Source organism: Terriglobales bacterium, from assembly GCA_035573675.1.
Taxonomy (GTDB): domain Bacteria; phylum Acidobacteriota; class Terriglobia; order Terriglobales; family Acidobacteriaceae; genus DATMAB01.
Map to the genome: position 1 here is coordinate 1 of DATMAB010000010.1, position 22,605 is coordinate 22,605.

The 22,605-nt window shown below is 64.4% G+C and carries 18 protein-coding genes; 15 read left to right on the forward strand and 3 right to left on the reverse strand.

Features of this window, described 5'->3' with window-relative positions:
- The first annotated feature begins 41 nt into the window (after nucleotides 1-41).
- Together VNK82_02095 and VNK82_02100 are read left to right on the forward strand one after the other, a co-directional pair.
- On the forward strand, nucleotides 42-1,001 hold the full coding sequence (locus tag VNK82_02095; GenBank protein ID HXE89734.1) for an RluA family pseudouridine synthase: 960 nt from the start codon (nucleotides 42-44) through the stop codon (nucleotides 999-1,001).
- A gap of 107 nt (nucleotides 1,002-1,108) precedes the next feature.
- Nucleotides 1,109-2,251, forward strand: coding sequence for a VWA domain-containing protein (locus VNK82_02100; GenBank protein ID HXE89735.1), 1,143 nt, complete (start codon nucleotides 1,109-1,111; stop codon nucleotides 2,249-2,251).
- Nucleotides 2,252-2,340: 89 nt separating this feature from the next.
- Here VNK82_02100 and VNK82_02105 read toward each other — a convergent pair whose 3' ends face one another.
- On the reverse strand, nucleotides 2,341-3,240 hold the full coding sequence (locus VNK82_02105; GenBank protein ID HXE89736.1) for a VWA domain-containing protein: 900 nt from the start codon (nucleotides 3,238-3,240) through the stop codon (nucleotides 2,341-2,343).
- 210 nt (nucleotides 3,241-3,450) lie between these two features.
- Here VNK82_02105 and VNK82_02110 point away from each other — a divergent pair, with 210 nt between their 5' ends.
- From VNK82_02110 to VNK82_02120, 3 genes are all read left to right on the forward strand, one after another.
- Entirely contained in the window at nucleotides 3,451-4,695 is a 1,245-nt protein-coding gene (locus VNK82_02110; protein ID HXE89737.1) for a VWA domain-containing protein, read from the forward strand.
- A gap of 186 nt (nucleotides 4,696-4,881) precedes the next feature.
- Nucleotides 4,882-5,466 carry an ADP-ribosylation factor-like protein gene (locus VNK82_02115; protein HXE89738.1) on the forward strand — a complete coding sequence of 195 codons (585 nt, stop codon included), beginning with the start codon at nucleotides 4,882-4,884 and terminating at the stop codon, nucleotides 5,464-5,466.
- A gap of 75 nt (nucleotides 5,467-5,541) precedes the next feature.
- On the forward strand, nucleotides 5,542-6,477 hold the full coding sequence (locus tag VNK82_02120) for a hypothetical protein (protein ID HXE89739.1): 936 nt from the start codon (nucleotides 5,542-5,544) through the stop codon (nucleotides 6,475-6,477).
- 3 nt (nucleotides 6,478-6,480) lie between these two features.
- Here VNK82_02120 and VNK82_02125 read toward each other — a convergent pair whose 3' ends face one another.
- Nucleotides 6,481-7,869, reverse strand: a complete 1,389-nt coding sequence (locus VNK82_02125; protein HXE89740.1) for a M48 family metallopeptidase — start codon at nucleotides 7,867-7,869, stop codon at nucleotides 6,481-6,483.
- A 414-nt stretch (nucleotides 7,870-8,283) separates the two neighbouring features.
- On the opposite strand from VNK82_02125, the gene VNK82_02130 reads away from it, so the two are divergent.
- The 7 genes from VNK82_02130 to VNK82_02160 all read left to right on the forward strand — a co-directional run bounded on the left by VNK82_02130 (nucleotide 8,284) and on the right by VNK82_02160 (nucleotide 16,549).
- Nucleotides 8,284-9,246, forward strand: a complete 963-nt coding sequence (locus VNK82_02130; GenBank protein ID HXE89741.1) for a branched-chain amino acid transaminase — start codon at nucleotides 8,284-8,286, stop codon at nucleotides 9,244-9,246.
- Nucleotides 9,247-9,502: 256 nt separating this feature from the next.
- A complete protein-coding gene (locus VNK82_02135; protein HXE89742.1) occupies nucleotides 9,503-10,624 on the forward strand; it encodes a type IV pilus twitching motility protein PilT in 1,122 nt (373 codons plus the stop codon).
- A gap of 108 nt (nucleotides 10,625-10,732) precedes the next feature.
- On the forward strand, nucleotides 10,733-11,326 hold the full coding sequence (locus VNK82_02140; GenBank protein ID HXE89743.1) for a RecX family transcriptional regulator: 594 nt from the start codon (nucleotides 10,733-10,735) through the stop codon (nucleotides 11,324-11,326).
- A gap of 231 nt (nucleotides 11,327-11,557) precedes the next feature.
- Nucleotides 11,558-14,563, forward strand: a complete 3,006-nt coding sequence (gene alaS, locus VNK82_02145; GenBank protein HXE89744.1) for an alanine--tRNA ligase — start codon at nucleotides 11,558-11,560, stop codon at nucleotides 14,561-14,563.
- Between the two features lie 100 nt (nucleotides 14,564-14,663).
- Complete coding sequence (locus VNK82_02150; protein HXE89745.1) at nucleotides 14,664-15,515, forward strand: tetratricopeptide repeat protein; 852 nt, start codon at nucleotides 14,664-14,666, stop codon at nucleotides 15,513-15,515.
- Nucleotides 15,516-15,533: 18 nt separating this feature from the next.
- Nucleotides 15,534-16,013, forward strand: coding sequence for a YdeI/OmpD-associated family protein (locus VNK82_02155; protein ID HXE89746.1), 480 nt, complete (start codon nucleotides 15,534-15,536; stop codon nucleotides 16,011-16,013).
- Between the two features lie 44 nt (nucleotides 16,014-16,057).
- Nucleotides 16,058-16,549 (forward strand): pyridoxamine 5'-phosphate oxidase family protein, encoded by a 492-nt coding sequence (locus VNK82_02160; GenBank protein ID HXE89747.1) that lies wholly within the window; start codon nucleotides 16,058-16,060, stop codon nucleotides 16,547-16,549.
- Nucleotides 16,550-16,555: 6 nt separating this feature from the next.
- On the opposite strand, the gene VNK82_02165 is transcribed toward VNK82_02160, so the two are convergent.
- Nucleotides 16,556-17,659 carry an aromatic ring-hydroxylating dioxygenase subunit alpha gene (locus VNK82_02165; GenBank protein HXE89748.1) on the reverse strand — a complete coding sequence of 368 codons (1,104 nt, stop codon included), beginning with the start codon at nucleotides 17,657-17,659 and terminating at the stop codon, nucleotides 16,556-16,558.
- Nucleotides 17,660-18,346: 687 nt separating this feature from the next.
- On the opposite strand from VNK82_02165, the gene VNK82_02170 reads away from it, so the two are divergent.
- From VNK82_02170 to VNK82_02180, 3 genes are all read left to right on the forward strand, one after another.
- Nucleotides 18,347-19,210, forward strand: coding sequence for a lytic transglycosylase domain-containing protein (locus VNK82_02170; GenBank protein ID HXE89749.1), 864 nt, complete (start codon nucleotides 18,347-18,349; stop codon nucleotides 19,208-19,210).
- A gap of 49 nt (nucleotides 19,211-19,259) precedes the next feature.
- Nucleotides 19,260-21,296, forward strand: a complete 2,037-nt coding sequence (locus tag VNK82_02175) for an N-acetylmuramoyl-L-alanine amidase (GenBank protein HXE89750.1) — start codon at nucleotides 19,260-19,262, stop codon at nucleotides 21,294-21,296.
- 65 nt (nucleotides 21,297-21,361) lie between these two features.
- Nucleotides 21,362-22,531 carry a DUF6599 family protein gene (locus tag VNK82_02180; GenBank protein ID HXE89751.1) on the forward strand — a complete coding sequence of 390 codons (1,170 nt, stop codon included), beginning with the start codon at nucleotides 21,362-21,364 and terminating at the stop codon, nucleotides 22,529-22,531.
- Nucleotides 22,532-22,605: the final 74 nt, after the last annotated feature.

The window sequence follows — 22,605 nt, forward strand, 5'->3', positions numbered from 1 at the left end:
CCGCCTCATCCGAGTAGCCGCTTGCGGTATTCTTCCGGCCCATGGCGCGGCCTGATCCTCCAGCCACATTTCCGGTTGCACAGGAGGACGCTGGCCTGCGCCTGGATCAGTTTGTGACGCGGCACCTCGCCGGGGTGAGCCGTGCCCGTGTGCAGGAGCTGATCCGGCAGGGCAAGGTGGAGGTGAACGGGGCGGCGGCCAAGGCGTCGCTCAAGCTGCACGGAGGAGAGAACGTCGTGGTGCGGGGGCCGGCGGAGCGCCCACCGCTGCGCGCCGAGCCGGAAGCAATCCCGCTCGATGTGGTCTACGAGGACGATTGGCTGGCGGTCATCAACAAACCCGCCGGCATGCTGGTGCACGCGGGCGCCGGACGCGGCCGCGGCACGCTGGTCAACGCGCTGCTCTATCGCTTCCGTTCGCTTTCCGGCGTGGGCGGCGAGTTGCGTCCCGGGATTGTGCATCGCCTCGACCGGCAGACTAGCGGCCTGGTCGTGGTGGCCAAGGATGACGCCACGCATCGCGCCCTGGCCGAGCAGTTCTCCTCGCGGCAGGTGAAAAAACGCTACCTGGCGCTGGTGCACGGCTGGCTGAAGCAGGACACAGGCACCGTGGAGGCCGCAATCCATCGCGATCGCCTTCGGCGCAGGCGGATGACCACACGCCGCCGCGGCGGGCGCGAGGCGGTCTCGCGCTACAAGGTGCTGGAACGGATGGAGACGCCGGCGGGACGCTTCACGCAAGTGGAGGTAGAGATTGCCACCGGACGCACCCACCAGATCCGCGTGCATATGGCTTCCCTCGGCCATCCGGTCGTAGGCGATACGCTCTACGGAGCTCCGCGCAAGCTGGCGGGCATGCCGACATTGGAACGCAACTTCCTGCATGCCGCTTCGCTCGAGTTCCGCCATCCGAAGACGGGAAAGCCGATGGCGTTGGCGGCGAAGCTGCCGGAGGAATTGGAGGAGTTCATCGGGCAGCTACGCCCGCCCGCGAATTCATAATCCGGCGATTTGCAATTCACAGGCGGCGAGACGACGGTATCACGCATCTCAGAAGTAAGAGCCGCGAGGACATCCGCGCGGCGCAAACCGCTATAATGAGGCTCGTGATGAAGCAGTGGGTGCTGATGTTGTTTGCCGTGTTGCTGGCAGCTTCCCTGGCGGCAGCCCAAACCTCCGACGACAATCTGCCGGCGGCGCCTTCCGCGGCCAAGGCTGAGCAAGAGAAACCGAAAGCCGAGCCGCCCCCAGCGCCGGCCCCAGCCCATGCGGTTCCTGCGCCGGAGACGGAAAAGCCGGTCGAAGCCGCGCCCACCGCCGAAACCTCGGTTCCGGAAGCTTCGACGGCATCTCCTGCCCGCGCCGCAGCCGCTCCCGCGCCAAGCGCACCGCGGGCCAGTGATGACGTCCCGCTCACCACCATCATCAAGCGGGTGAACGAAGTGAACGTCATCTTCACCGTGACCGACAAGCGCGGCCGCTTCGTCAAGGACCTGACGCAGAAGAATTTCTCGGTGCTGGACGACCGCAATCCGGTGAAGAACATCCGCTACTTCAACGCCCAGACCGACCTGCCGCTGCGCGTCGGCCTGCTGATCGATTCCAGCGCCTCCGTTCGCGACCGCTTCCGCTTCGAGCAGGAGTCGGCCATCGAGTTCCTGGGCCAGATGGTGCGCTACAAGAAAGACCTGGCGTTCGTAGTGGCCTTCGACAGCAACGTGGAAGTGGTACAGGACTTCACCGACAACACGGAGAAACTGGCCCGGGCGGTGCGCAGCCTGCGCCCCGGCGGCGGCACCGCCATGTATGACGCGCTCTACGGCGCCTGCCGCGACAAGCTGCTGAAGCTGAACGAGCCTTTCGCTGTGCGCCGCGCCATCGTGCTGCTCTCCGACGGCGAGGACAACCAGAGCCGCGTTACGCGCGAGGAAGCGCTGGAAATGTGCCAGCGCGCCGAGGTGGTGATCTACACCATCAGCACCAACGTTCTGGGCCGCACGCCGCACGACAAGGTGCTGGAACGGTATGCGGAGCAGACCGGCGGCCGCGCCTTCACCCCCTTCCGCCTGGAAGAAGTGGCCAGCGCTCTGGCGGCCATCCAGGAGGAACTGCGCAGCCAGTACGCCCTCGGCTACCTGCCGGACAACTTCGTCGCCGACGGGCGCTACCGCACCATCGACATCAAGGCCCGCGGCCGCGGCGGCCTGAAGATCCGCGCCCGCAAAGGCTATTACGCGCCGCGACAGCCGTAGCACTCAGGCATTTGGCGCTTAGCATTCAGCCACTCAACGAAGTAGTGCCACGCTTCCCCGTTCCGGAGCTAAGTGCCAAGTGCTGACGGCTAATTGCTTGCCTTGGTGGCGTAGTAGCCCTGGCGAGCCTGGATCTTGTATCCGTCAGTGGACTTGATCTGGATGCGGCGGAAACTGCCGTCGCGGGCGGTGTTGGTGGGCGTGTAACCGATGGAGTACTGGCTGCGCAGCTCCTGCGCGATCTGGTCGAAGGCCTCCTTGAGCTTTTCTACCTTCTCGACTTCGATCAGCCGACCGCCGGTTTGCTCAGTGAGCTTCTTCATATCCGTGTCGCCAAAGAAAGGCGAACTGCCATAGAACTTGCGATCCGCGACCAAGAGCACATAACACAGGGCGTCGGCCTTCTGCGCCATTTCGATGGCCTCTTGCAGGGTGTAGTAACTGCCTTCGTCATGGCCGTCGGTGACGATGATCATGGCCTTGCGGCCCGCTTCACTGGCCAGCTTGTCGCGCGCGGCCAGGTACACGGCGTTGAACAGCTTTGTGCCCCCTTTGGGAACGGTGGGCACCGGATTGCCCCCGCCCCCCGGGATGATCACGCCATCTCCTCCTCCCGTGTTGATGCGCGCGCGCTCAAATGCTCTTCGCAAGCTCGACTTGGAGTTGGTGAAGTCCTGCAAAAGGTCCACGTTGACATCGAACGTGATGAGGAACGCCAAATCCTTCGGTCCGATAACCTCGTTCAGGAAGGCCATCCCCACCCGCTTCTCTTCGTCGAGCACATACTGGACGCTGCCGCTGGTATCCATCAGCAGGCCGAGCGTGAGGGGCTGGTTGGATTCCGCCGCGAAGTACTTGATGGTCTGCTTGGCGCCCTCCTCGAAGACCTCGAAGCGGTCGCGGGTGAGGTTGGGAACCAAAGCGCCCCGCTTGTCCTTAACGTTGAAGAAGACGTTCACGACCTCGACTTCCACCCGCAAGGTCTGCATCGCAGGGTCGTCACCCCGGCGGGCGGCCGGGGCGGATTGCTGGGGCTCGTCGGCAGCCCAGGCGGCTGGGACCAGCAGCAAAGCCAGACACAGCGATTTGCACGTCCGCCACACTTTTATGCAGCCTTTTTTGTTAGTCTAACATCGTAAGATGCGCGAACCCGGGCTATCGGCACACGCCGGGTTGCAACATCGGAGAGGGCAGGACGCATGAGCGTGGCGCGCAGCATCGGCGGGTTGATGGCGATCCTTGTGGTGGTCGCACTGGCCAGCGCGCAGAACGTCCCTGACGCGCCTTCCGCCACGCGGCCACCGCAGCAGACCACTCCGTTCCCGCCCGCCGATCCCAACGCCCCCAAACGTCCGGCCCCAGAGCCCCCGGCGCAGCCAGCCCCAGAACCCGGGCAACCGTCTCCCGAGGCACAGATCGGCACCGTGCCGGCCGGACAGGCTCCGGCCACCAGCAGCGAGGACGAGCTGTACCGCTTCAGCGTCACGGTGAACTCGGTGTTCGTTCCGGTTACGGTGCGCGACGCTTCCGGACGGCTGGTCGATGGCCTGCAAGTCAAAGACTTCCAGGTGCTGGAAGACGGCGTGCCGCAGCGCATCCGCTTCTTCACCAGCGATCCGTTCCCGCTTTCCGCCGCGGTCATTATTGACACCGGCATGCCGGACAAGGCCATGCGCAAGGTGTCGGGAACGCTCGAGGCGCTGGGCGGAGCCTTCAGCCAGTTCGACGAGGTCTCGCTCTACACCTTCGCGAACACAGTAGAGCACCGTCTGGACTGGAGCGCGGTGAGCGAGCGTTTTATCACCGCTATGAAGCGCGAGAACTATGTGGGACGCACCGGCGGGGTGCCGGTCACCACCGGCCCGATGGCCGCGGGGCCGACTGTGAATGGGGCGCCCTTTGATCCCGGGCGGCCGCGGGTGACCGCCATCCGCCGCGAGGCCAAGGTGCTGAATGACGCCATCCTGGCCGCCGCCCTCGACCTGGCCAAGCGCGACCGCAAGCGCCGCAAGATGATCTTCATCATCAGCGACGGCGCCGAGGAAGGCTCCACCGCCAAGTACGACGATGTGCTCAAGGTGCTGCTGACCAACGAGATCGCCGTGTACGCGGTGGCCGTGGACGCGGCCGCTATCCCGGTCTACGGCTCCATCCGCGACGTGCGTTTCCCCGGTATGGGCTGGGGCAACATCCTGCCCCGCTACGCCGTGGCCACCGGGGGCGACGTGTTCTCCGAGTTCAACCGGTCGGCCATCGAGACGGCCTATGCGCGGCTGACCACCACCGCCCGCAACCAGTACACCCTGGGCTACCAGTCGCCCGGTACCGTGGCCAGCAACTACCGCACCATCGAGGTGCGGGTGATGCGCCCCGGCCTGCGGGTGTACGCGCGCGACGGATACTACCCGCTGCCTCCGCCGCGCCAGCCGAGTCCCGGGCAGTAAGAGTACCAGCGTACAGGTACTTCCGTGCCTTGGCGGAGCGGCCCGCCCAGAACCGGCGTGAGGTAGAATCTGAGCAGTCCCTCCACCCGATGTGGTATAAAACAGCGCTCGGAGTGGCGTCGGAAATCCCCGCGCGCGGCGACCCAGCCCCTACTGTCGCCCCGCGCCCGATGAGGCATACGTCCGTTGAGCTTTATTAACTTCGCGGCCCGCGAGATCAACTGCAAGATCGTCTACTACGGCGCCGGCCTGGGCGGCAAGACCACCAATCTGCAGGTGATCTACGACAAGACCGGCGACAAGCAGAAGGGCAAGATGATCTCGCTGGCCACCGAAACCGACCGCACCCTGTTCTTCGACTTCCTGCCCCTGGACCTGGGCACAGTGCGCGGCTTCAAGACACGCTTCCACCTCTATACCGTCCCCGGCCAGGTGTTCTATGACGCCAGCCGCAAACTCATCCTCCGGGGCGTGGACGGTGTGGTCTTCGTGGCCGATTCCCAGGAAGACCGCATGGACGCCAACCTGGAAGCGCTGGAGAACCTGCAGGACAACCTCAAGGAGCACGGCTACGATTTCCTGAAGATCCCCTACGTGCTGCAGCTCAACAAGCGCGACCTCCCCAGCGCCCTGCCCGTGGACGAACTGAAGAAAGAACTGGTCAAGCGCGGCGAGCCGGTCTTTGAAGCCGTGGCCTACCAGGGCACGGGCGTGTTTGAGACGCTGAAGGAAGTCGCCCGCCAGGTGCTGGTCGAGCTGAAAAAGGGCTAGCGGCACCATCCCCTCCCCTTGCTAGGTGTCTCCATCCCGCACGTTCGGTACCGGCCATCGCTGATTCGGAGGGGCGTGTGCGGAATCCTGTTAGGTGTGCTGCTGGTGGGAGTAGCTTGGGCGGCGGATGCGCCACGCCTGGCTCCCAAGGGCCGCCGGGCACTGTGGATCTGGAACCCCACCTTTCTGGAAAACGGCGACGACTTCGGCGAGCTGCTGAAGTTCACCCGCAAGCGGCGCGTCCAGACGTTGTTTCTCTATGCCTCGACGCGGCGGCTGGAGGCGAAGCCGGAAGTCTATCGCAAGTTCCTAGAGCGCGCACACCGTGCCAACCTCGTGGTGCACGCTCTGAATGGCTCGCCGGAATGGACCCTGCGCGAAGAGCGCAGCGAGCCGCGCGCGTTTCTGAATGCCGTGTTCACCTTCAACCGCGCCAGCCGGGCGGCGGAGCGCTTCGACGCCGTGCATCTCGATGTGGAGCCGCAATCCCTGCGCCGCTGGACCTCACCCGGTTCGGAGGACATCCGCCGGAACCTGGCGGAACAGTATCTGGACCTGCTGAAGTGGGCGCGGCGCAAGACCTCCGACGAGGGCTTGCGGCTCGCTGTCGACATTCCTGTAGTGTTTGCGACCATCCAGCTGGAATCCCGGCCACTGCTGGCGGAGGTGATGGAGCAGGTGGACGAGGTCGCGGTGATGGCCTACCTGGACAACACCGCCGAGGTGCTGGCCGGCAGCCGTGTGCCGATGGAGCACGCCACGCGCATGGGAAAAGGCGTGTGGGTGGGCTTGAGCGCCGATCCCGAGCATCTGCCGCGCGCCAAGCCGGGGAAAAAGCTGGAGCCGGCGCTGGAAAAGCTGGCGCGCGAGGTGGAGAGGAGCCTGGCCGGCCGAACGGCTTTCCGCGGCGTGGCCATCCATGATTACGACCACTACCGCCGCACGCAGTGCAAGTCGCTGGAGAAATGCCGGCCGGACGCACCTCAGGCGCCGGCGGAGAGCACCTACTAACGCTCAGTGCAGCCGCAGGCTCCTCAGCATGCTGACGAAGGTAGGATGGATCTGCTCGAAGTCACGCGTGGGCGCGACGAACACGGCGTAGAGCACGGAACCATCGCCGCGGTCGAGGACTACGACCCAGTTGCGCTCCCGTTGGCCGCGCACCGGCGAGGGACCTTCCAGTTGCAGCTCCATACCGGGTACGCCATTCACGCGGATCTCTTCGGCCGCCGCGGTCTGGCGATGGTCCGGGTTGCCCTGCAGCATGCCCTGCACGAGCTGCCGGGTAGTGTCGCCCAGGCTCTGGCGGGTGCGGGGCCTGGCCACGCCCACGATGGCGCCGTAGGCGATGGCGTCGCCGCTGCGTCCGGCCGGCGGTGCAATGTTGATCTCCTGCTCGGCTTCGGTCACCGGCCAGTTCGCTGGGCGACGGATGCGGAACGCCGCATGCTCGTAGAGCTGCAGCGTGCTGCTGGGCATGACCTCGGCGCGCGAGACGCTTTCGATGGTGCCGCTGCCCTGCGCCTGTCCGGATTGCGACGCGCCCTTCCCTGCGGCAATCTCTTTCGCGGTGAGCGGTTTCATGGCAGCCACGCGCCGCTTGACGTCTTTGAACTCGGAACTGTCGCTGCGATAGCTGCGCGCCGGCAGCGTAGCCACTTCATCCCCCACCAGCTTGGCCCGGTTGCCCGGGTTGGGGTGCGAACTGAAGAACTCCGCGCCGCGCCCGCCCCCGCTTTCCGCCTGCAGCTTTTCGAAGAAGGCCACGACGCCATGCGGGTCGTAGCCGGCGTCATGGATGATGCCGGCGCCGACCAGGTCGGCCTCGCGTTCGGCATCGCGCGAATATTTCAGGAAGACGGAATTCAGCCCGAAGACGATGCCCAGTTGGGCCAGTTGTCCGCCGATACCGCCTCCCAGCCGGCCGCCCAGCACCGCCAAGGGCAATTGCGCCAGCATCGCCTTGCTGGCCTGCTCGGTGGAGTGGCGCATCACCACGTGCGAGATCTCGTGGCCCATCACCCCGGCCAGTTGTGCCTCATTGTCGGCCGCCTGGATGGTGCCCACGTTCACGTAGATGGGCCCTCCGGGCAGCGCGAAAGCGTTGATCTCCTTCTGGTTCACCACCTTGAAGGTGTAGGGATACCGGGGTTCCGGCGTGTATTGCGCCAGTTGCGCGCCCAGACGCTGCACATAACGCGTCACCGGGTCGCTCTCCGGCAGGATGGGGAGCTGTTTTTCGATCTCGGCCGCAGCTTTACGGCCTTCGGTGACCTCATCCTCGCGAGAAAACAGGTTGAAGCCGTACTTGGGCTTGTAGCGGGCCGCGAGCTCCGGCGGCGCCGCCAACAGCAGCACCAGCAGGATGGCCACGACCCTGGTCCATGATGACTGGTTTCTCATAACGTTCTCCGCGCGTTTCGGCGCGCAATAGATAGAACCCTTTCCCTCATGATTGGATGCGAAGCCCGCACATACGGTTTGGGCCTCCGCAAGTTACTCCCCAGCAAGCGGCCGGTGCAACCCGCAAGCGCGAAGCCGCATCCTGCGCCGGAGCACCCGGAGGCGGTGCGATTCCAGCCTGCCGGCCGCCGGCCGGCTGCATCTGTCAAGAGCCAATCTCAAACCAGATTTGAAATCGCGATTGATCGGAACGGGGCTTGGGTATAATGAGCGGTGTTCGGCCCACACGGAGACGTGCAGGAACGCGACCAGATTCGCCCGGCACGACGGCCTGCGCCCGGACGCATCTCCCCGGCGGCAGAACCCTCTCCCTTCGCTGAGATTGTTCCTCATCCCGTGACAAGGAGCTAAGGAATGCCCATCACGCCGACCGAGAAGATCTGGCACAACGGAAAGCTCATCCCCTGGAACGAAGCCACCATCCACGTGATGTCCCACGTGGTCAACTATGGCTCGGCCGTATTCGAGGGGATCCGCTGTTACGCCCAACCCAGCGGGGCAGCCATTTTCCGCGCCCCGGAGCACGCGCAGCGGCTGCTCGATTCCGCCAAGATCTACCGCATCGACGTGGACTACTCGCGCGACGAACTGGTGCAGGCGATGGTGACCCTGGTCAAGACCAATGGCGTGGTCCCCTGCTATCTGCGTCCAATCGTGCTGCGCGGCTACGGCGAGGTCGGCGTCAACCCGTTCAATTCGCCCACCGAGGTGTACATCGTCAACTACCCCTGGGGCAGCTATCTGCGCGCCGAACACACCGGCGAAGCCGACGAGCAGGGCGTGGACGTGTGCATTTCCTCCTGGACGCGCATCGCGCCCAACACCCTGCCGGCCATGTCCAAGAGCGCCGCCAATTACATGAACTCGCAGCTCATCAAGATGGAAGCGGTCATCAACGGTTACGTGGAGGGCATCGCGCTGGACGCCAACGGGTACGTGAGCGAAGGTTCGGGCGAGAACCTGTTCATCGTACGCAAGGGAACGCTGATCACGGCGCCGCTGGGCAACTCCGTGCTGCCCGGCATCACCCGCGAGTCAGTGATGCGACTGGCCGGTGACCTGGGCATCCCGGTGGTGGAGCAGATGATCCCGCGCGAGATGCTGTACATCGCCGACGAGGTCTTCTTCACCGGCACTGCGGCCGAGATCACCGCCATCCGTTCGGTGGACAAGATCAGCGTGGGCAAGGGCTCGGTGGGCCCCATCACCCGCCAGTTGCAGAAGGAGTTCTTCGGCATCGTGCAGGGCAAGGCGCCGGACCGCTACGGATGGCTCACGCCCGTGCCTGTGGCCCGCAAGCAGGCGGTCGCCGTCTAGCCGGCGGAGCGCCAGATCGCCGCGACAAACGCGGTTTCTCCTTGACCGGTGGCCCTCCTTTGGCCGACCTCCGCGTCGACGGACGACGTTCGCCCAACACTACGGTGCAGTTCATCGCCACCGGCTTTCTGCAGCCAGGGGCTCCAACACCGACCTCACCAGCACCTCCGCCGCTAGCGGCGCTGGCAATCTCCGCCCGGACTGTGGTACTGTCAGCCCACTTCCGCACGTATCTCTTTCGCGACGGATACTGGCCATGCATATTGACGACCTGCTTCGCATCGCAATGGAGCGCAAGGCTTCGGACTTGCACCTGAAGGTGGGCAACTACCCGCACGTCCGGGTGGATGGCGAACTGACCCCGCTCACCGACCAGCCTCGCATCTCCGCCGAGGAGATGCTGAACATGGCGTTCAGCATGATGTCCAACCGCCAGAAGCAGAAGTTCAAGGAGGCGGCGGAGCTGGATATGGCCTACGGCGTCGCCGGGCTGGGCCGCTTCCGCGTCAACGTCTTCCAGCAGCGCGGCAACGTGGGACTGGTGTTGCGCGTCATCCCCACCAAGATCCGGCCGCTGGAAGAACTCTACATGCCCAAGATCATCGAGCAGATCTGCGACGAGGCTCGCGGCATGGTGCTGGTGACGGGCGTGACCGGCTCGGGCAAATCCACGACGCTGGCGGCCATGATCGACCGCATCAACTCCACCCAGCCCGAGCACATCATCACCATCGAGGACCCTATCGAGTTCCTGCACCGCGACAAGAAAGGGTTCGTCAACCAGCGCGAGGTCGAGGTGGATACGCCTTCGTTCGCCTCCGCCCTGCGCGCCAGCCTGCGCCAGGACCCCGACGTCATTCTGGTGGGCGAGATGCGCGATCTGGAAACCATCGGCACCGCCCTGCACGCCGCCGAGACCGGCCACATGGTGTTCTCCACGTTGCACACCCTGGACGCCACCGAGACCATCAACCGCATCATCTCCGTGTTCCCGCCGCCGGAGCAGAAGCAGATCCGGCTGCAGCTCGCTGCCGTGCTCAAGGCCATCATCAGCCAGCGCCTCATCAAGCGCGCCGATGGCGCCGGCCGCGTGCCCGCCGTCGAGGTGCTGATCTCCACCGGCTACATCCGCGAGTGCATCATCACCCCGGAGAAGACCCGGCTCATCGCGGAAGCGCTGGCTGCCGGCGTCTCCCAGTACGGCATGCAGACCTTCGACCAGTCCCTCTACGACCTCTACACCCAGGGATTGATCTCCTACGAGACGGCGCTGGAGAACGCGACCAACCCGGACGACTTCAAGCTGCGCGTCCAGGGCATCGCCTCCACGGCCGAAGCCACCCGCGGCGAAATGCAGCAGGCCGGCCGCAACCGATAGCCGACGAAACTCAGAACACGGGGACGCGAAAGCGTCCCCGTTCCTTGTCTGGTCAACTTGGGGCCTGGTCCTCGGACCATCGAGTAAGCGCCGTAGTCAGATGACCCGATGACCACATCACCAGATGACCACATTCTCGCATTGCCGCCCACCCTCTGCGATTACACTCTGCTCATGTTCCGCCGCTCCCGCAAGCCGCTGGACGAGACTGCGCTCTACGAGTATGCCGTGGGAGCCCTGGCCCGCAAGATGCGCACCGTGGCCGAACTCAAGCGCCTGCTGCGCCTGCGCGTGACGCCCGGCGCCGAAGGCGAGGTGCTGGTCGAGAACGTAGTCCGGAAGCTCAAAGACCAGAAATACCTGAACGATTCCGCCTACGCCGCGGCCTACTCCGCCTTCCGCCGCGAGAATGAGAAGTTCGGCCGCCTGCGCGTCATCACCGACCTGAAGACCAAGGGCGTCCATGGCGACGTCATCGAGAAAGCCGTGGACGAGGCCTACCGCGGCCAGAGCGAGGAAAAGCTCGCCCGCCAGTTCCTCCAGCGTCGCCGCCTCAAGAAACCCGCCAGCCAAAAAGACGCCGCGCGCATCTTCCGTACCCTGGCCCGCGGCGGCTTCACCACCCGCACTATCGTCAGCATCCTGAAGAAATGGGACGTCGAGGACGAGGTGCTGACTGCCCTGGAATCCGAGCAGGATTAGTTTTCACCACGGAGACACGAAGACACATAGAGAAAGTTTTCTCGAGTCGAGATGGTCGGGCAATGTGCGACCAGCCTGCAGGAGGGTGCGCCCGCATCAGGCCGGTGGAACACTGGTGCGACGCGGCAGTCACCCGATGGCTCCGCTTTCTCCGTGCCGGAGCCTGCCCTGAGCTTGCCGAAGGGTGTCTCCGTGGCGAGAAAGACCGAATGCTAGAATCAAGCTGCGCGCATGCCGACCGGCTCTGAAATCCGTGAGATGTTCCTGCGCTACTTCGAGGAGCGCGGGCACCGGCGCGTGCATTCCTCCTCGCTCGTTCCCGCCAACGACCCCACGCTGCTCTTCACCAACGCCGGCATGAACCAGTTCAAAGACGTCTTCCTGGGCCTGGAAAAGCGCGACTACGCGCGCGCCTGCTCCTCGCAGAAGTGCGTGCGCGCCGGCGGCAAGCACAACGACCTGGAAAACGTCGGCTTCACCAACCGCCACCACACCTTCTTCGAGATGCTGGGCAACTTCAGCTTCGGCGACTATTTCAAGAAAGAAGCCATCGAATTTGCCTGGGAGCTGATCACCTCGAAGTCGTGGTTCGGCCTGCCCAAGAATAAGCTCTACTTCACTATCTTCCAGGGCGAAGAAGGCGTGCCGCGCGATTCGGAGGCCTACGACGGCTGGCTGAAGGTCGGCGCGCCCCAGGACCGCATCCGCGAGTTCGGCTCCAAGGACAATTTCTGGGCCATGGGCGAGACCGGCCCGTGCGGCCCCTGCAGCGAGATCCACTACGACATGGGCCCGGCGGCCAGCGACCTCGGTCACAAGGATTGTGAGTTCGGTTGCGAGTGCGGCCGCTACATCGAGATCTGGAACCTGGTGTTCATGCAGTTCGACCGCGACGCCTCGGGCAAGCTCAACCCGCTGCCCAAGCCCTGCGTGGATACCGGCGCCGGCCTCGAGCGCCTGGCCGCGGTTCTGCAAGGCAAGGTCTCGAATTACGAGACCGACCTGTTCACGCCGCTCATCCGCCGCGCCGCGGAGCTGACCGGCGTCTCGCTGGAAAAAGAGCTGGAGAAAGAGGCGCACCAGAAGACCGCCGCCTCGCTGCGCGTGATCGCTGACCACGCCCGCGCCACCACGTTCCTTATCTCCGATGGCGTCGTGCCTTCAAATGAAGGCCGCGGCTATGTCCTGCGCAAGATCATGCGGCGCGGCATCCGCCATGGACGGCTGCTGGGGCAGGACAAGCCGTTTCTGCACGAGATGGTCTACGCAGTTCGCGACGCGATGAAGGACGCGTATCCGGAACTGGTTGAAAGCGCTGACCGCGTGGCGAAGCTCGTATTCGAAGAAGAGCGCCGCTTTGAACACACACTGGCCCTTGGCCTCCGGAGATTGCAGCAGGACTTGGACTTGGTACGGCCACCACGAGTCTATGACCTAGGACAACAAGTCCTCGTTGAGCGACGTACTTACTTACCTACCAAACACAAGGAGTTTCCAGCCGGAACAAACCCGGGCGTTGCAATCTCGCGGATAAGTTCTGCCGTGATGCCGGGCGTTCCGGCCTATCTGTTCTTCGAGGTCGATGGCAAACTCTACCTCTTGATCAATGGATCCCCCGCCGAAATCACTACTCTAGCGGGGCTCAGGTTCCCTGTTGAAGCGGGAATGTATCGAATAGTTCCGATTGGGGAATACGACAAGACCAAGGTAGAGTGGGCTCCGAGATATTCGGGCGAAGCTGCCTTTAGGCTCTTTGAAACCTTCGGCCTTCCTCGCGACTTCATTGAAGACGCATGCCGTGATCAAGGGGTTACATTCGATGCGGCGGGTTTCGAACAGGCCATGGAGACCGAGCGCGCTCGCGCTCGCGCCTCCTGGAAGGGCGCGGCCAAGGAAGCGGCTTCACCCGCTTTCCGCGAACTGAACAAGACCTTCTTCGAAGGCTACAAGCGCCTGGAATCCGACGGCTCCAAGGTCCTCGCCATCGTCAAGGACGGAGTCGGTGTGGCCGGACTCAAGCCGGGCGAAGAGGGCGAGGTCGTGCTCGACCACACGCCCTTCTATGCCGAATCCGGCGGGCAGGTGGGCGACGTAGGCTGGTTCTACAACGACGAGCACAACTTCGTGGTGGCGGAAGTCCGCGGCTGTTATTTTCCGGTGCAGGGTGTGCGCGCGCACAAGGTCATTGCGCGCCAGCCCCTGCGCGTGGGCGAGCGGGTGGATGCGGTCGTCAACGCAGAAGTCCGCGAGGCTACCGTGCGCAACCACACGGCTACGCACTTGTTGCACGCGGCGCTGCGCGAGGTGCTGGGCAAGCACGTCAAGCAAGCCGGGTCGCTGGTGGCTCCGTCGCACCTGCGCTTCGACTTCTCGCACTACGCCGCGGTGGCCGACGAAGAACTGCAGGACATCGAGGACCTCACCAACAAGGAAGTGCTGCGCAACCGCAAAGTCGAGGTCTTCGACGACGTCCCCATCGACACGGCCATCCACGAGATGAAGGCCATGGCGCTGTTCGGGGAGAAATACGGGGAGCGCGTGCGCGTGGTCAAGATCGGCGATTTCTCGGTGGAGCTGTGCGGCGGCACCCACACCGGCGCCACCGGCGAGATCGGCCTGGTGAAGCTGCTCGATGAATCGAGCGTCTCCGCCGGCGTGCGCCGCGTGAACGCCGTTACGGGTGAGGGCTCGCTCGCCCACTTCCGGCAGGACCATGCGCTCGAGCACGTGGTCACGAGCATCATCCCACGCGCGGCCGCCGAGGCCTCTCCCGCGGAGGCGCTGAAGCGCGAGCTGGAGCGCCGCGAAGAAGAAGTCAAGCGCCTGAGGAAAGAGCTGGAGCAAGCGCGCATGAAGTCGGCGGCCTCGACGCTCAGCTCCATCGAAGAGAAGGTCCGGGTGGTCAAGGGCGTCAAGGTTCTAGCGCATCGCGTGGATAATCTCGAGCGCCCGCAGATGCGCACGCTCGTCGATAATCTCCGCCAGAAGCTGGGCTCAGGCGTGGTGGCGCTGGGTTCGGCGCAGGCCGAGGACGGCAAAGTCGCGCTCATCGTTGGCGTCACCAAGGACCTGACCAGCCGCATTTCCGCGGGCAAGGTCATAGCGCCGGTGGCGCAGAAAGTCGGCGGCTCGGGCGGCGGCCGTCCGGATATGGCCGAGGCCGGCGGCAAAGACGCCGGGGCGCTCGACGCAGCCCTGAGCGCGGTGTACGCGGTCGTCGAGGACCTGTTGAAGTAAGGCGCGGGCATGATGCCCGCGCGACAGCCGGCGAGTCGCCGGCGCTACGCTGCTGGAGTACAATTCGCCTCCCATCCTCCCACCCGACAGGAGGTGCAACATGCGGCAGTCACCATACGTAATCGCGTTCCTCGCGGCGCTGCTGGTCCTTCCGGCCCTGGCCCAGCAGGACAAGTCCGACTTGGACAAGGCGCTGGAACTCATCGCCGAGGGCAAGCACGCGCAGGCCATTCCCATGCTCGAGCGGCTGATGGTGCAATCCCCGAGCGAGCAGGTGTACTACACCCTGGGCGGCGCTTACGTGCATGAGAAGCAGTGGGACAAGGCAGCCGCCACCTACGAGGATGGCGCCTCGAAGTTCCCGCTTTCGGCGCGGCTCAACTACGCTGCCGGCCTGGCTAACGAGCAGCGCATGGACCCGGGCAAGGCCCTGCCCTTTTATCGTCGCGGGGTGCGCCTGGACCCCATGCTGGCCTACGAAGGCGGCGGACGCTATGACCCCGAGGTGGACGCGCTCTACATCCCGGTGGTGCACGACCACCGCGGCGCCAACTCCTGCTCCGGCCGCCTGTATTACGACGACAAGGAACTGCACTTCATCGTCTACCTGGTGGTCAGCGGATTCGGCCGCGGCAACGACGATTCCTTCAAGGTCCCCTACGAGCAGATCGAATCCGTCGAGGTGGACCGCAAGAAGGGTGAACTGGCCTACGACTACTCGGTGCTCACGCTGCTCACCAACCTGAGCGGGCCGCGGCGCCGCATCGCCAGCGGCGAAGAGTCGCGCGTGGATCTGAAATTCTCATTCAAGACGCCCATCGCGGGTTACCGCGGCAGTCCCTGGACCAAGAACGACATCAAGTTCTTCTTCATCGAGCCCGAGGTGGGCGACAAGTTCATCCAGTTCCTGGAGAACAAGCAGGTCCGCACCACGCGGCGCTCCGGAGACTAAACGAGCGAGGACACAACGATGGCAGAAGGCGCCGTACAGAAGTTCAGAGCCAAACTCACCGGCCAGGGAGAGGGCAAGGCGTGGACCATCCTGGTCCCGCCCTTTAGCGTCGAGAAGACCTGGGGCACGAAGGCGCGCGTGCCGGTGAAAGGCACCATCAACGGGTATCCCATCCGGTGCTCGCTGTTTCCCATGGGCAACGGCAAGCACTGCATCATGGTGAACAAGGAAATGCAGAAGGGGGCGGGCGCCACGCAGGGCGATACGGTCTCCGTGGTCCTGGAGCCGGATGCTGCGCCGCGCACCGTCGCCGTGCCGCCGGTGCTGAAGAAGGCGCTGGCCCGCAACAAGGGAGCCCAAGCGTACTTCGACAAGCTCTCGCCCTCCCACAAAAAGGCCTACGTGGACTTCATCACCGAAGCCAAGAAGGAAGAGACTCGCCAGCGGCGCGTCGAGAAGACGCTGGCGATGCTGGCTGCGGGGAAGAAAATCATGTAAGGAAGTGGTCAGTGGTTCGTGGCAGTGCAAGGTTTGGATCTGAGATGTCGACCGCCCCGAAGAAGCCGCCGCGTGCCAGCCGTCCGCACATGCCGGGCTACGGCATTCCGCGCTCGAAGGACGGGCTGCTGCCATGGACCTGGGCGGCGAAGCGTTTGGAGAATGCCCACACCTACTGGCTGGCCACGACGCGTCCGAACGGCCAGCCCCACGCCATGCCGGTGTGGTGCGTGTGGCTGGAAGGGCGGCTGTTTTTCAGCACCGGCCGCCGCTCGCGCAAGGCGCGCAACCTGGCGCGCGACCCGCGCTGCTCAGTCGGCCTGACGCACGGCAAGGACTCCGTGATCCTCGAAGGCAAGGCGCGGCGCGTGCGCGACGCGGCGCTAGCGCGACGCGTCTCCTCCGTCTACAGCAAGAAGTACGATTCGGGAATTCCCGCCGGCGAACCCGTTTACGGCGTCGAGCCACAGGTCGCCTTCGGATTCACGGAGACCGGGGATTTTCTGCGCACCGCCACCCGCTGGAAGTTCGGCTAGCGCGGCTCAGCTCCTCCACGTCAAAGTCACCGGACCCTTGATGGGATGCTCGAAGGGCTGACCGGTGCTGCGGGACCGCTGCAATGCCTGCTTGAGTTGAAAGTACCAGCGCGCGGGGCGGTCGGCGTCGTCGATCAGCATGAGCGCGGGCTTGTGGCGCAGGCCTTCGGCCTGCTTCTCCATGGTCTGGCGGTCCTGCTCGATGAACTTGGCGGCGAAGTAGCGCGCCACCGGCAGCACGAAGGGCACGTGGCGGAAGATGTTCCACGCCGCCACCACGTCGATGCGGCAGTGGTCGCGGGTGAGGGGCGTGACCGTAGTCAGGCTGGAGAACCAGTACTTGCCGGCGCGGATCTGCTCGTAGCGGAGGTTGGGCAGCACGAAGTCGATGGTGGTGGTGATGGCATCGGCCTCGGCGTAGAAGCGCAGCAGGCGGTAGGGCGCGCTGTTCGACGACGGCGTATGCGCGCTCATGCGGAAGCCATACGGGATGGGCTCGAACTGCTTCTGCTTGAGGTGGATGCTGTGACGGCTGCGCCACCACCAGGCCTGATGGACGAACGGCCCGTGGGCCGGGTCCATCAGCCCGATGATGCCGTGGTCGACGCTGGTGGGCATGTCGGCGGTGAGATGCGTCAGGCGAAACGGTTCGCTGACGATGGGCAGCCGCGGTATGGGCGGCGGCTCGGCCGCAGCGCGTCCTGATCCCGCCTCCGGCAGGAAGGTCCAGAGGAAGCCGTCGGCTTCCTGGCAGGGATAGGCCTGAGCGTAGATTTTCTGCGGGTCGAGCTTGTCCTCGGGTGTGAGCGAGGGGATTTCGCGGCACTGGCCGGTAGTGGGCGCGAAGCGCCAGCCGTGATAGCTGCACTCGACCAGCTCGCCGTCGAACGAGCCGCAGGAAAGCGGCATGGCGCGGTGCGGGCAGGCGTCGCGCAGCGCGAACGGCTGCCCTTCGCGGGCGCGTCCCACGACCAGCGGCACTCCCAGCAGCGTGACCTTGTGCATGCGGCCGCGGCGGACCTCCCCGCTGGGCAGGGCGCGATACCAGAAGCCGAACAGCATCTCGGCATCCGGCTTGTGCTCGAGCAGCGGCGCGTCAGCGGCACTCATGGCGGGCCCGGCGGCAGAGTACTATGTGGTGCGCGCGGGCAGCAAGGTTGGAGCGTGACAACATCCCACACGCCTGCTGGGCTTGCATCAACACACTCCTGTTCGGTCAGCTTGACACTCCGACACACCGCCAACGGAAGGAAGGACATGGGACGCAGATCGGGTTGAGCTTGAGGGACCCGCAGTCACGGGAGCTCGAGGTCCACTTTCTGGATACACCGCCCTCCGGCTTGCAATCGAGATTGGAGGAGGGGCGGCTCCTCCCGCCTGAGCAGTTGGCAGCCACCGGGAGCAAAGGCCGCGCGAGTCCCCATGTGTCGCACACGAGAAAAGGCCCGTGAAGGGCTGATTACGGAAGGGTAATCGCGCCCCGAACCAACTCGCTTAGCCCGAAAGCTCGCCCACCGCGTAACTTGTTGTTTCTATGGGTGATTCTGTCCCCTGGCTGGGGCATTCGGGGGTCATGGCACCAGCGAGCAGCGAACTTACGGAATCGCAGGTTATAGCCGTTTTTCCTGGGTGTTCCTTCCGGAATCTTAAGGTTCACTACCTTGATACCGACCTATGACCACATTTGAAGGTCGAGGTTTACCAGCATATAATCCACGCACTCTGGTCCGAAGTCTCCGTCAGGCCTGAGGTTAGGTGGGGTGCGGGAGATGCCTGCCCGCGCCTTGGCGGGTACAAATGAGCGAACACCGGCTTCGAACCCTGATGGCGGTAGCGGCGACCGTGTGGTTTTGTGTGACCGCAACGGCTGCCGACATTGTCCCAATCACGGAGAACGGACGCACCATCTTCCGCAACGACGGCGGCACGCCCGCCCCATCTCGCCCGAAAGTCCGGCGCCGCAGCGGCACCGCCCGGCTGGTTCCCTTCCAGCATCTCTATTACTGGGACGCCCGCCGCGGGCGTTGGAGGAAGCTGGCCCACGCGACTCCCGAAGCCATTGAGGCGGCGCGCAGCGCCTGGGCCGAGGCGGCCAGCGAGATTTCCGCGCGGCCGGAGGAGCCCGCGCGTGCGCCGACCGAGTCCGCGGCCGCCAATCCGAACTACGCCGGCATGGAGCGCGCCGGTAGCCTGAGCGCTGCCGAGGTGGACGCCGCCATCGAGGCGGCAGCGGCGCGGCACAACGTGGATCCCAACCTGGTGCGCGCCATGATCAAGGTAGAGTCCAACTTCAATCCCCGTGCCGTCTCCCGCAAAGGAGCCTTGGGACTGATGCAGCTTATGCCGGGCACGGCCCGCAAGCTGAACGTCAACAATCCGTTTGACCCGGAGCAGAACGTGGACGCCGGTGTGCGCCACCTGAAAGGCCTGATGCAGGATTTTGGCGGCGACCTGACGCTCACCCTGGCCGCTTATAACGCAGGGGCAGGCGCAGTGCGGCGTAACGGCGGCGTGCCTCCTTATGCGGAGACGCGCAATTATGTGCGGCAGATTACGCGCATTTATGGCGGTGAAGGGCGCATCATCGGCGGACCCAGTTATGCTCCCATCCGCATGCTCAAAACCGAGGACGGCAAGCTGATCTTCAGTAACGTGGAGTGAGGGCATCCTGACTTGGACGTTCCCAAGGCGGCGGCTGCGGATGGCGGCGATGGCACTGCTCATCACCTCCGCAACTTCTCTGCCCGCCAGCGCCGCGGCGAGGAACAAAGCTGCCAGCCGGCAGCGCGCACAAGCCCAGTTCGAAAAAGCCGAAAAGTCGCGCAAGGCCTTGAGCGCCAAGCCCACGGCCGAACGCAAGAAAGTGGATTACCAGCGGGCCATCGCGGCGTATTGGCAGGTCTATCGGTACTCGCCGGCCTCCCCTCGTGCCAATGAAGCCCTATGGGCCATGGCCGAGCTCAAGACCGACATGGGGCGCATCTTCGGTGACCGAGCGACGCTGGAAGCCGCCATCGACCAATACGAGTTTCTGCGCCGCGAGTACCCTGGCAGCCGCTACCGGTTCGAGGCGCTGCTGCGCGAGGGCCAGATCTACCGCCATGACCTTGCCGATGCGGCGCGCGCCAGGGCCACTTTCGAGGACTTCCTGAAGCGGTATCCGTCGCATCCCCTGGCCAAAGATGCCCAGACCGAACTGGAGGAGATGCGGGTCGAAGCCACCCGTCCCAAGCCCACGCCGGCGCCGCCGAAACAGATCAAGCCGGATGAACCCAGGGTCATGGACGCCGCAATCGTCGAACCACCGCCCGCTTCCGATACGGACAAGGAACGAAAGGGACGGGTGATGGTGACCAACATCCGGCACTGGTCCACGCCCGACTACACCCGCGTGGCCATCGACCTGGAACAGGAAGTGAAGTACGAAGCCGGCCGCCTGGGGAATCCTGACCGCATCTTCTTCGACCTGCACAACGCCCGCCTGGCGCCCGAGCTTTTGAACAAGTCGCTGGAACTGGGCGCCGATGGATTCCTGCAACGAGTGCGCGTGGGACAGTTCCAGAAGGGCATCACCCGCGTGGTGCTGGAAGTGAACGGGGTCTCACAATATTCCGCCTTCTTCTTGCCCAACCCCTACCGGCTGGTGATCGACGTTCATGGCAGCCGGGCTGCCGAGACCCAGGTTGCGGCCAAGCCGGCGGCGTCTTCAGCGCCCACGCCTGGCAAGACGACAACGCAGGAGAAGAACAAGCCGGTGACGGTGGAGATTGCCAAGGCCGCGCCGCCACCCGCTTCGCCACCCGTCGCTGCCACTGCCACGCCCGAGGTTTCTCTGGCCAAGGAACAGGAGATCAAGGCGACCACCAAGCCCACCACGGCTCCAGTCTACGAGTCGGTGGCTCCCAGAGCTGCCGAGAAAGAGTCCAGGGAAGCCAGGCATACGAAAGCCAAGCCTCCGGCCGAGACCACGGTCGCGCTCGGCCGCCCGGCCAAGCCCACCACTAGCGGGGAAACGTCGCTGACGCGGGCCTTGGGGCTGAAAATCGGCCGAATCGTCATCGATGCCGGACACGGTGGGCACGATACCGGCACCATTGGCCGCAAAGGGCTGGCGGAAAAAGACCTGACGCTTGACCTGGCTCTGCGCCTGGGACGCCTGCTGGAAGACCGCCTGGGCGCCGAAGTCATCTACACGCGGACCGAGGACGTGTTCGTTCCCCTGGAAAACCGCACCGCCATCGCCAACAAAGCCCAGGCTGATTTGTTCCTCTCCATCCACGCCAACTCCAGCCGGGACCGTTCGGCACGCGGTGTCGAGACCTACTATCTGAATTTCACCTCCTCGCCGGACGCGCTGGAGGTGGCGGCGCGCGAGAACGCGGTTTCGGAGGCTTCCATCCACGAACTGCAGGACCTGGTGAAGAAAATCACCCTCACGGAGAAGATCGAGGAATCGCGTGAGTTCGCCTCCGCGGTTCAACAGTCGCTCGCGCAGCAGGCCAAGAAGAACGCCGGCATGCGCAGCCGGGGCGTGAAGAAGGCGCCGTTCGTGGTTCTGATCGGCGCCAACATGCCTTCCATCCTTGCCGAGGTATCGTTCCTCAGCAATCCCAGCGACGAGAAGAACCTGAACAAGTCGGAATACCGCCAGCGTCTGGCCGAAGCGCTGTTTCACGGCGTCTCCAGCTATGCCGAAGGCCTGAGCGGCGTAAAACTGGCCTCCAAGAGCAACGCCGCCGCCCCCTAACCCCTCCGTAGCATGCTGAAAGCGTAAAATCCTTGTTGAGGGCCGGTGTCTAATGCTGGTATGTGATGCCGGACCTGCCCGCGATCATGCTGCGCCCTTTTTTCATGTTCGTGTTGCTGGCCGCACCCGCCGGTGCCGTCGCGCAGATCGCGCCGCTGCTGCCGGATTCGTTCGCCGGCTGGCAAAAACAGGCCCCTTCACAGAAGAGCACCCAGGCACAGATAGCCGATCCCACGCAGCCGGCGCTGCTGGCCGAATTCGGATTCACGGACTTCGAGTCCGCCCGCTATGTGCGCGGTGACCGCAGCTTCGATGTCCGGGCGGCTCGCTTTCGCGATTCCAGCGGCGCGTATGGCGCCTTTACCTTCTACCGCCCCCCGGAGATGCAGGAGGAACAACTGGGCGATATGGGGGGATCCGTCGACCGGCATGTGCTTTTCTATCGCGGCAACATCCTGGTCACCGCGGTGCTGGACCGGCTGACCGCAATGTCCGCAGCCGAACTGCGCGCGCTGGCCGATGCGCTGCCCCAGGGGACATCGCGTGAAGGAACGCAAGCGCCTTCTCTGCCCGCGTATTTGCCGCACACAGGTGCGGTCAGGAATTCCGGGCGCTACATCCTGGGTCCAGCGGGACTGGCCACGTCGGGTCTCCCGCTGCCGGCCGAAAGCCTCGACTTCAGCTCCAACCCGGAGATTGCGCTGGCGCGTTACCAGACCACGGGCGGAGAAGCCATGCTGGCGGTCATCTCTTACCCCACGCCCCAGATTGCCGCAGCGCGGCTGAAAACGCTGGAAGCGTTCGGGGCCTCGCGTCCGGACCTGCGGCTGAACACCAGGCGCAGCGGGCCGCTGGTCGCGGTGGTCAGCGGCGTCACCCCGGGTGACGCGCAGCCGCTGCTGGCGGCGGTGAACTACGACGCCGACATCACCTGGAACGAGAACACCTTCCTCAGTCCGCGCGACAATATCGGCAATCTGTTGCTGGCCATCTTTGTGCTGATCGGTTTCATTCTGTTGTTCGCCTTGGTGGCCGGCGTGGCCTTCGGCGGCGTACGCATCTTTGTGAAGCGCTTGTTTCCCGGGAGGGTGTTCGACCGGCCACAGGAAATGGAGATCATCCGCCTCAACCTCGGGGAGCAGCCTAAGCCATTGGCCGGAAGCGGGTTAGATGACGTCGACCGGCGCAGAGTGACAGATTTTGTCACTTCTTCGGAAAATCGCCCCACATCTTAAGTTATTGAAAATAAAAGCACTTATTATCAAGAATTTGCTTGACACCCCACAATCGCCAAACATAAGATTTTTGC

Coding starts and splice junctions, on each gene's coding strand:
- VNK82_02165 (HXE89748.1), bottom strand. CDS start 17,659: ATGAGTGCCGCTGACGCGCCGCTGCTCGAGCACAAGCCGGATGCCGAG.
- VNK82_02160 (HXE89747.1), top strand. CDS start 16,058: ATGTCGACCGCCCCGAAGAAGCCGCCGCGTGCCAGCCGTCCGCACATG.
- VNK82_02130 (HXE89741.1), top strand. CDS start 8,284: ATGCCCATCACGCCGACCGAGAAGATCTGGCACAACGGAAAGCTCATC.
- VNK82_02125 (HXE89740.1), bottom strand. CDS start 7,869: ATGAGAAACCAGTCATCATGGACCAGGGTCGTGGCCATCCTGCTGGTG.
- VNK82_02110 (HXE89737.1), top strand. CDS start 3,451: ATGAGCGTGGCGCGCAGCATCGGCGGGTTGATGGCGATCCTTGTGGTG.
- VNK82_02135 (HXE89742.1), top strand. CDS start 9,503: ATGCATATTGACGACCTGCTTCGCATCGCAATGGAGCGCAAGGCTTCG.
- VNK82_02150 (HXE89745.1), top strand. CDS start 14,664: ATGCGGCAGTCACCATACGTAATCGCGTTCCTCGCGGCGCTGCTGGTC.
- VNK82_02180 (HXE89751.1), top strand. CDS start 21,362: ATGCCGGACCTGCCCGCGATCATGCTGCGCCCTTTTTTCATGTTCGTG.
- VNK82_02140 (HXE89743.1), top strand. CDS start 10,733: ATGACCACATCACCAGATGACCACATTCTCGCATTGCCGCCCACCCTC.
- VNK82_02175 (HXE89750.1), top strand. CDS start 19,260: ATGGCACTGCTCATCACCTCCGCAACTTCTCTGCCCGCCAGCGCCGCG.
- VNK82_02095 (HXE89734.1), top strand. CDS start 42: ATGGCGCGGCCTGATCCTCCAGCCACATTTCCGGTTGCACAGGAGGAC.
- VNK82_02105 (HXE89736.1), bottom strand. CDS start 3,240: ATGCAGACCTTGCGGGTGGAAGTCGAGGTCGTGAACGTCTTCTTCAAC.
- VNK82_02170 (HXE89749.1), top strand. CDS start 18,347: ATGAGCGAACACCGGCTTCGAACCCTGATGGCGGTAGCGGCGACCGTG.
- VNK82_02100 (HXE89735.1), top strand. CDS start 1,109: ATGAAGCAGTGGGTGCTGATGTTGTTTGCCGTGTTGCTGGCAGCTTCC.
- alaS (HXE89744.1), top strand. CDS start 11,558: ATGCCGACCGGCTCTGAAATCCGTGAGATGTTCCTGCGCTACTTCGAG.
- VNK82_02155 (HXE89746.1), top strand. CDS start 15,534: ATGGCAGAAGGCGCCGTACAGAAGTTCAGAGCCAAACTCACCGGCCAG.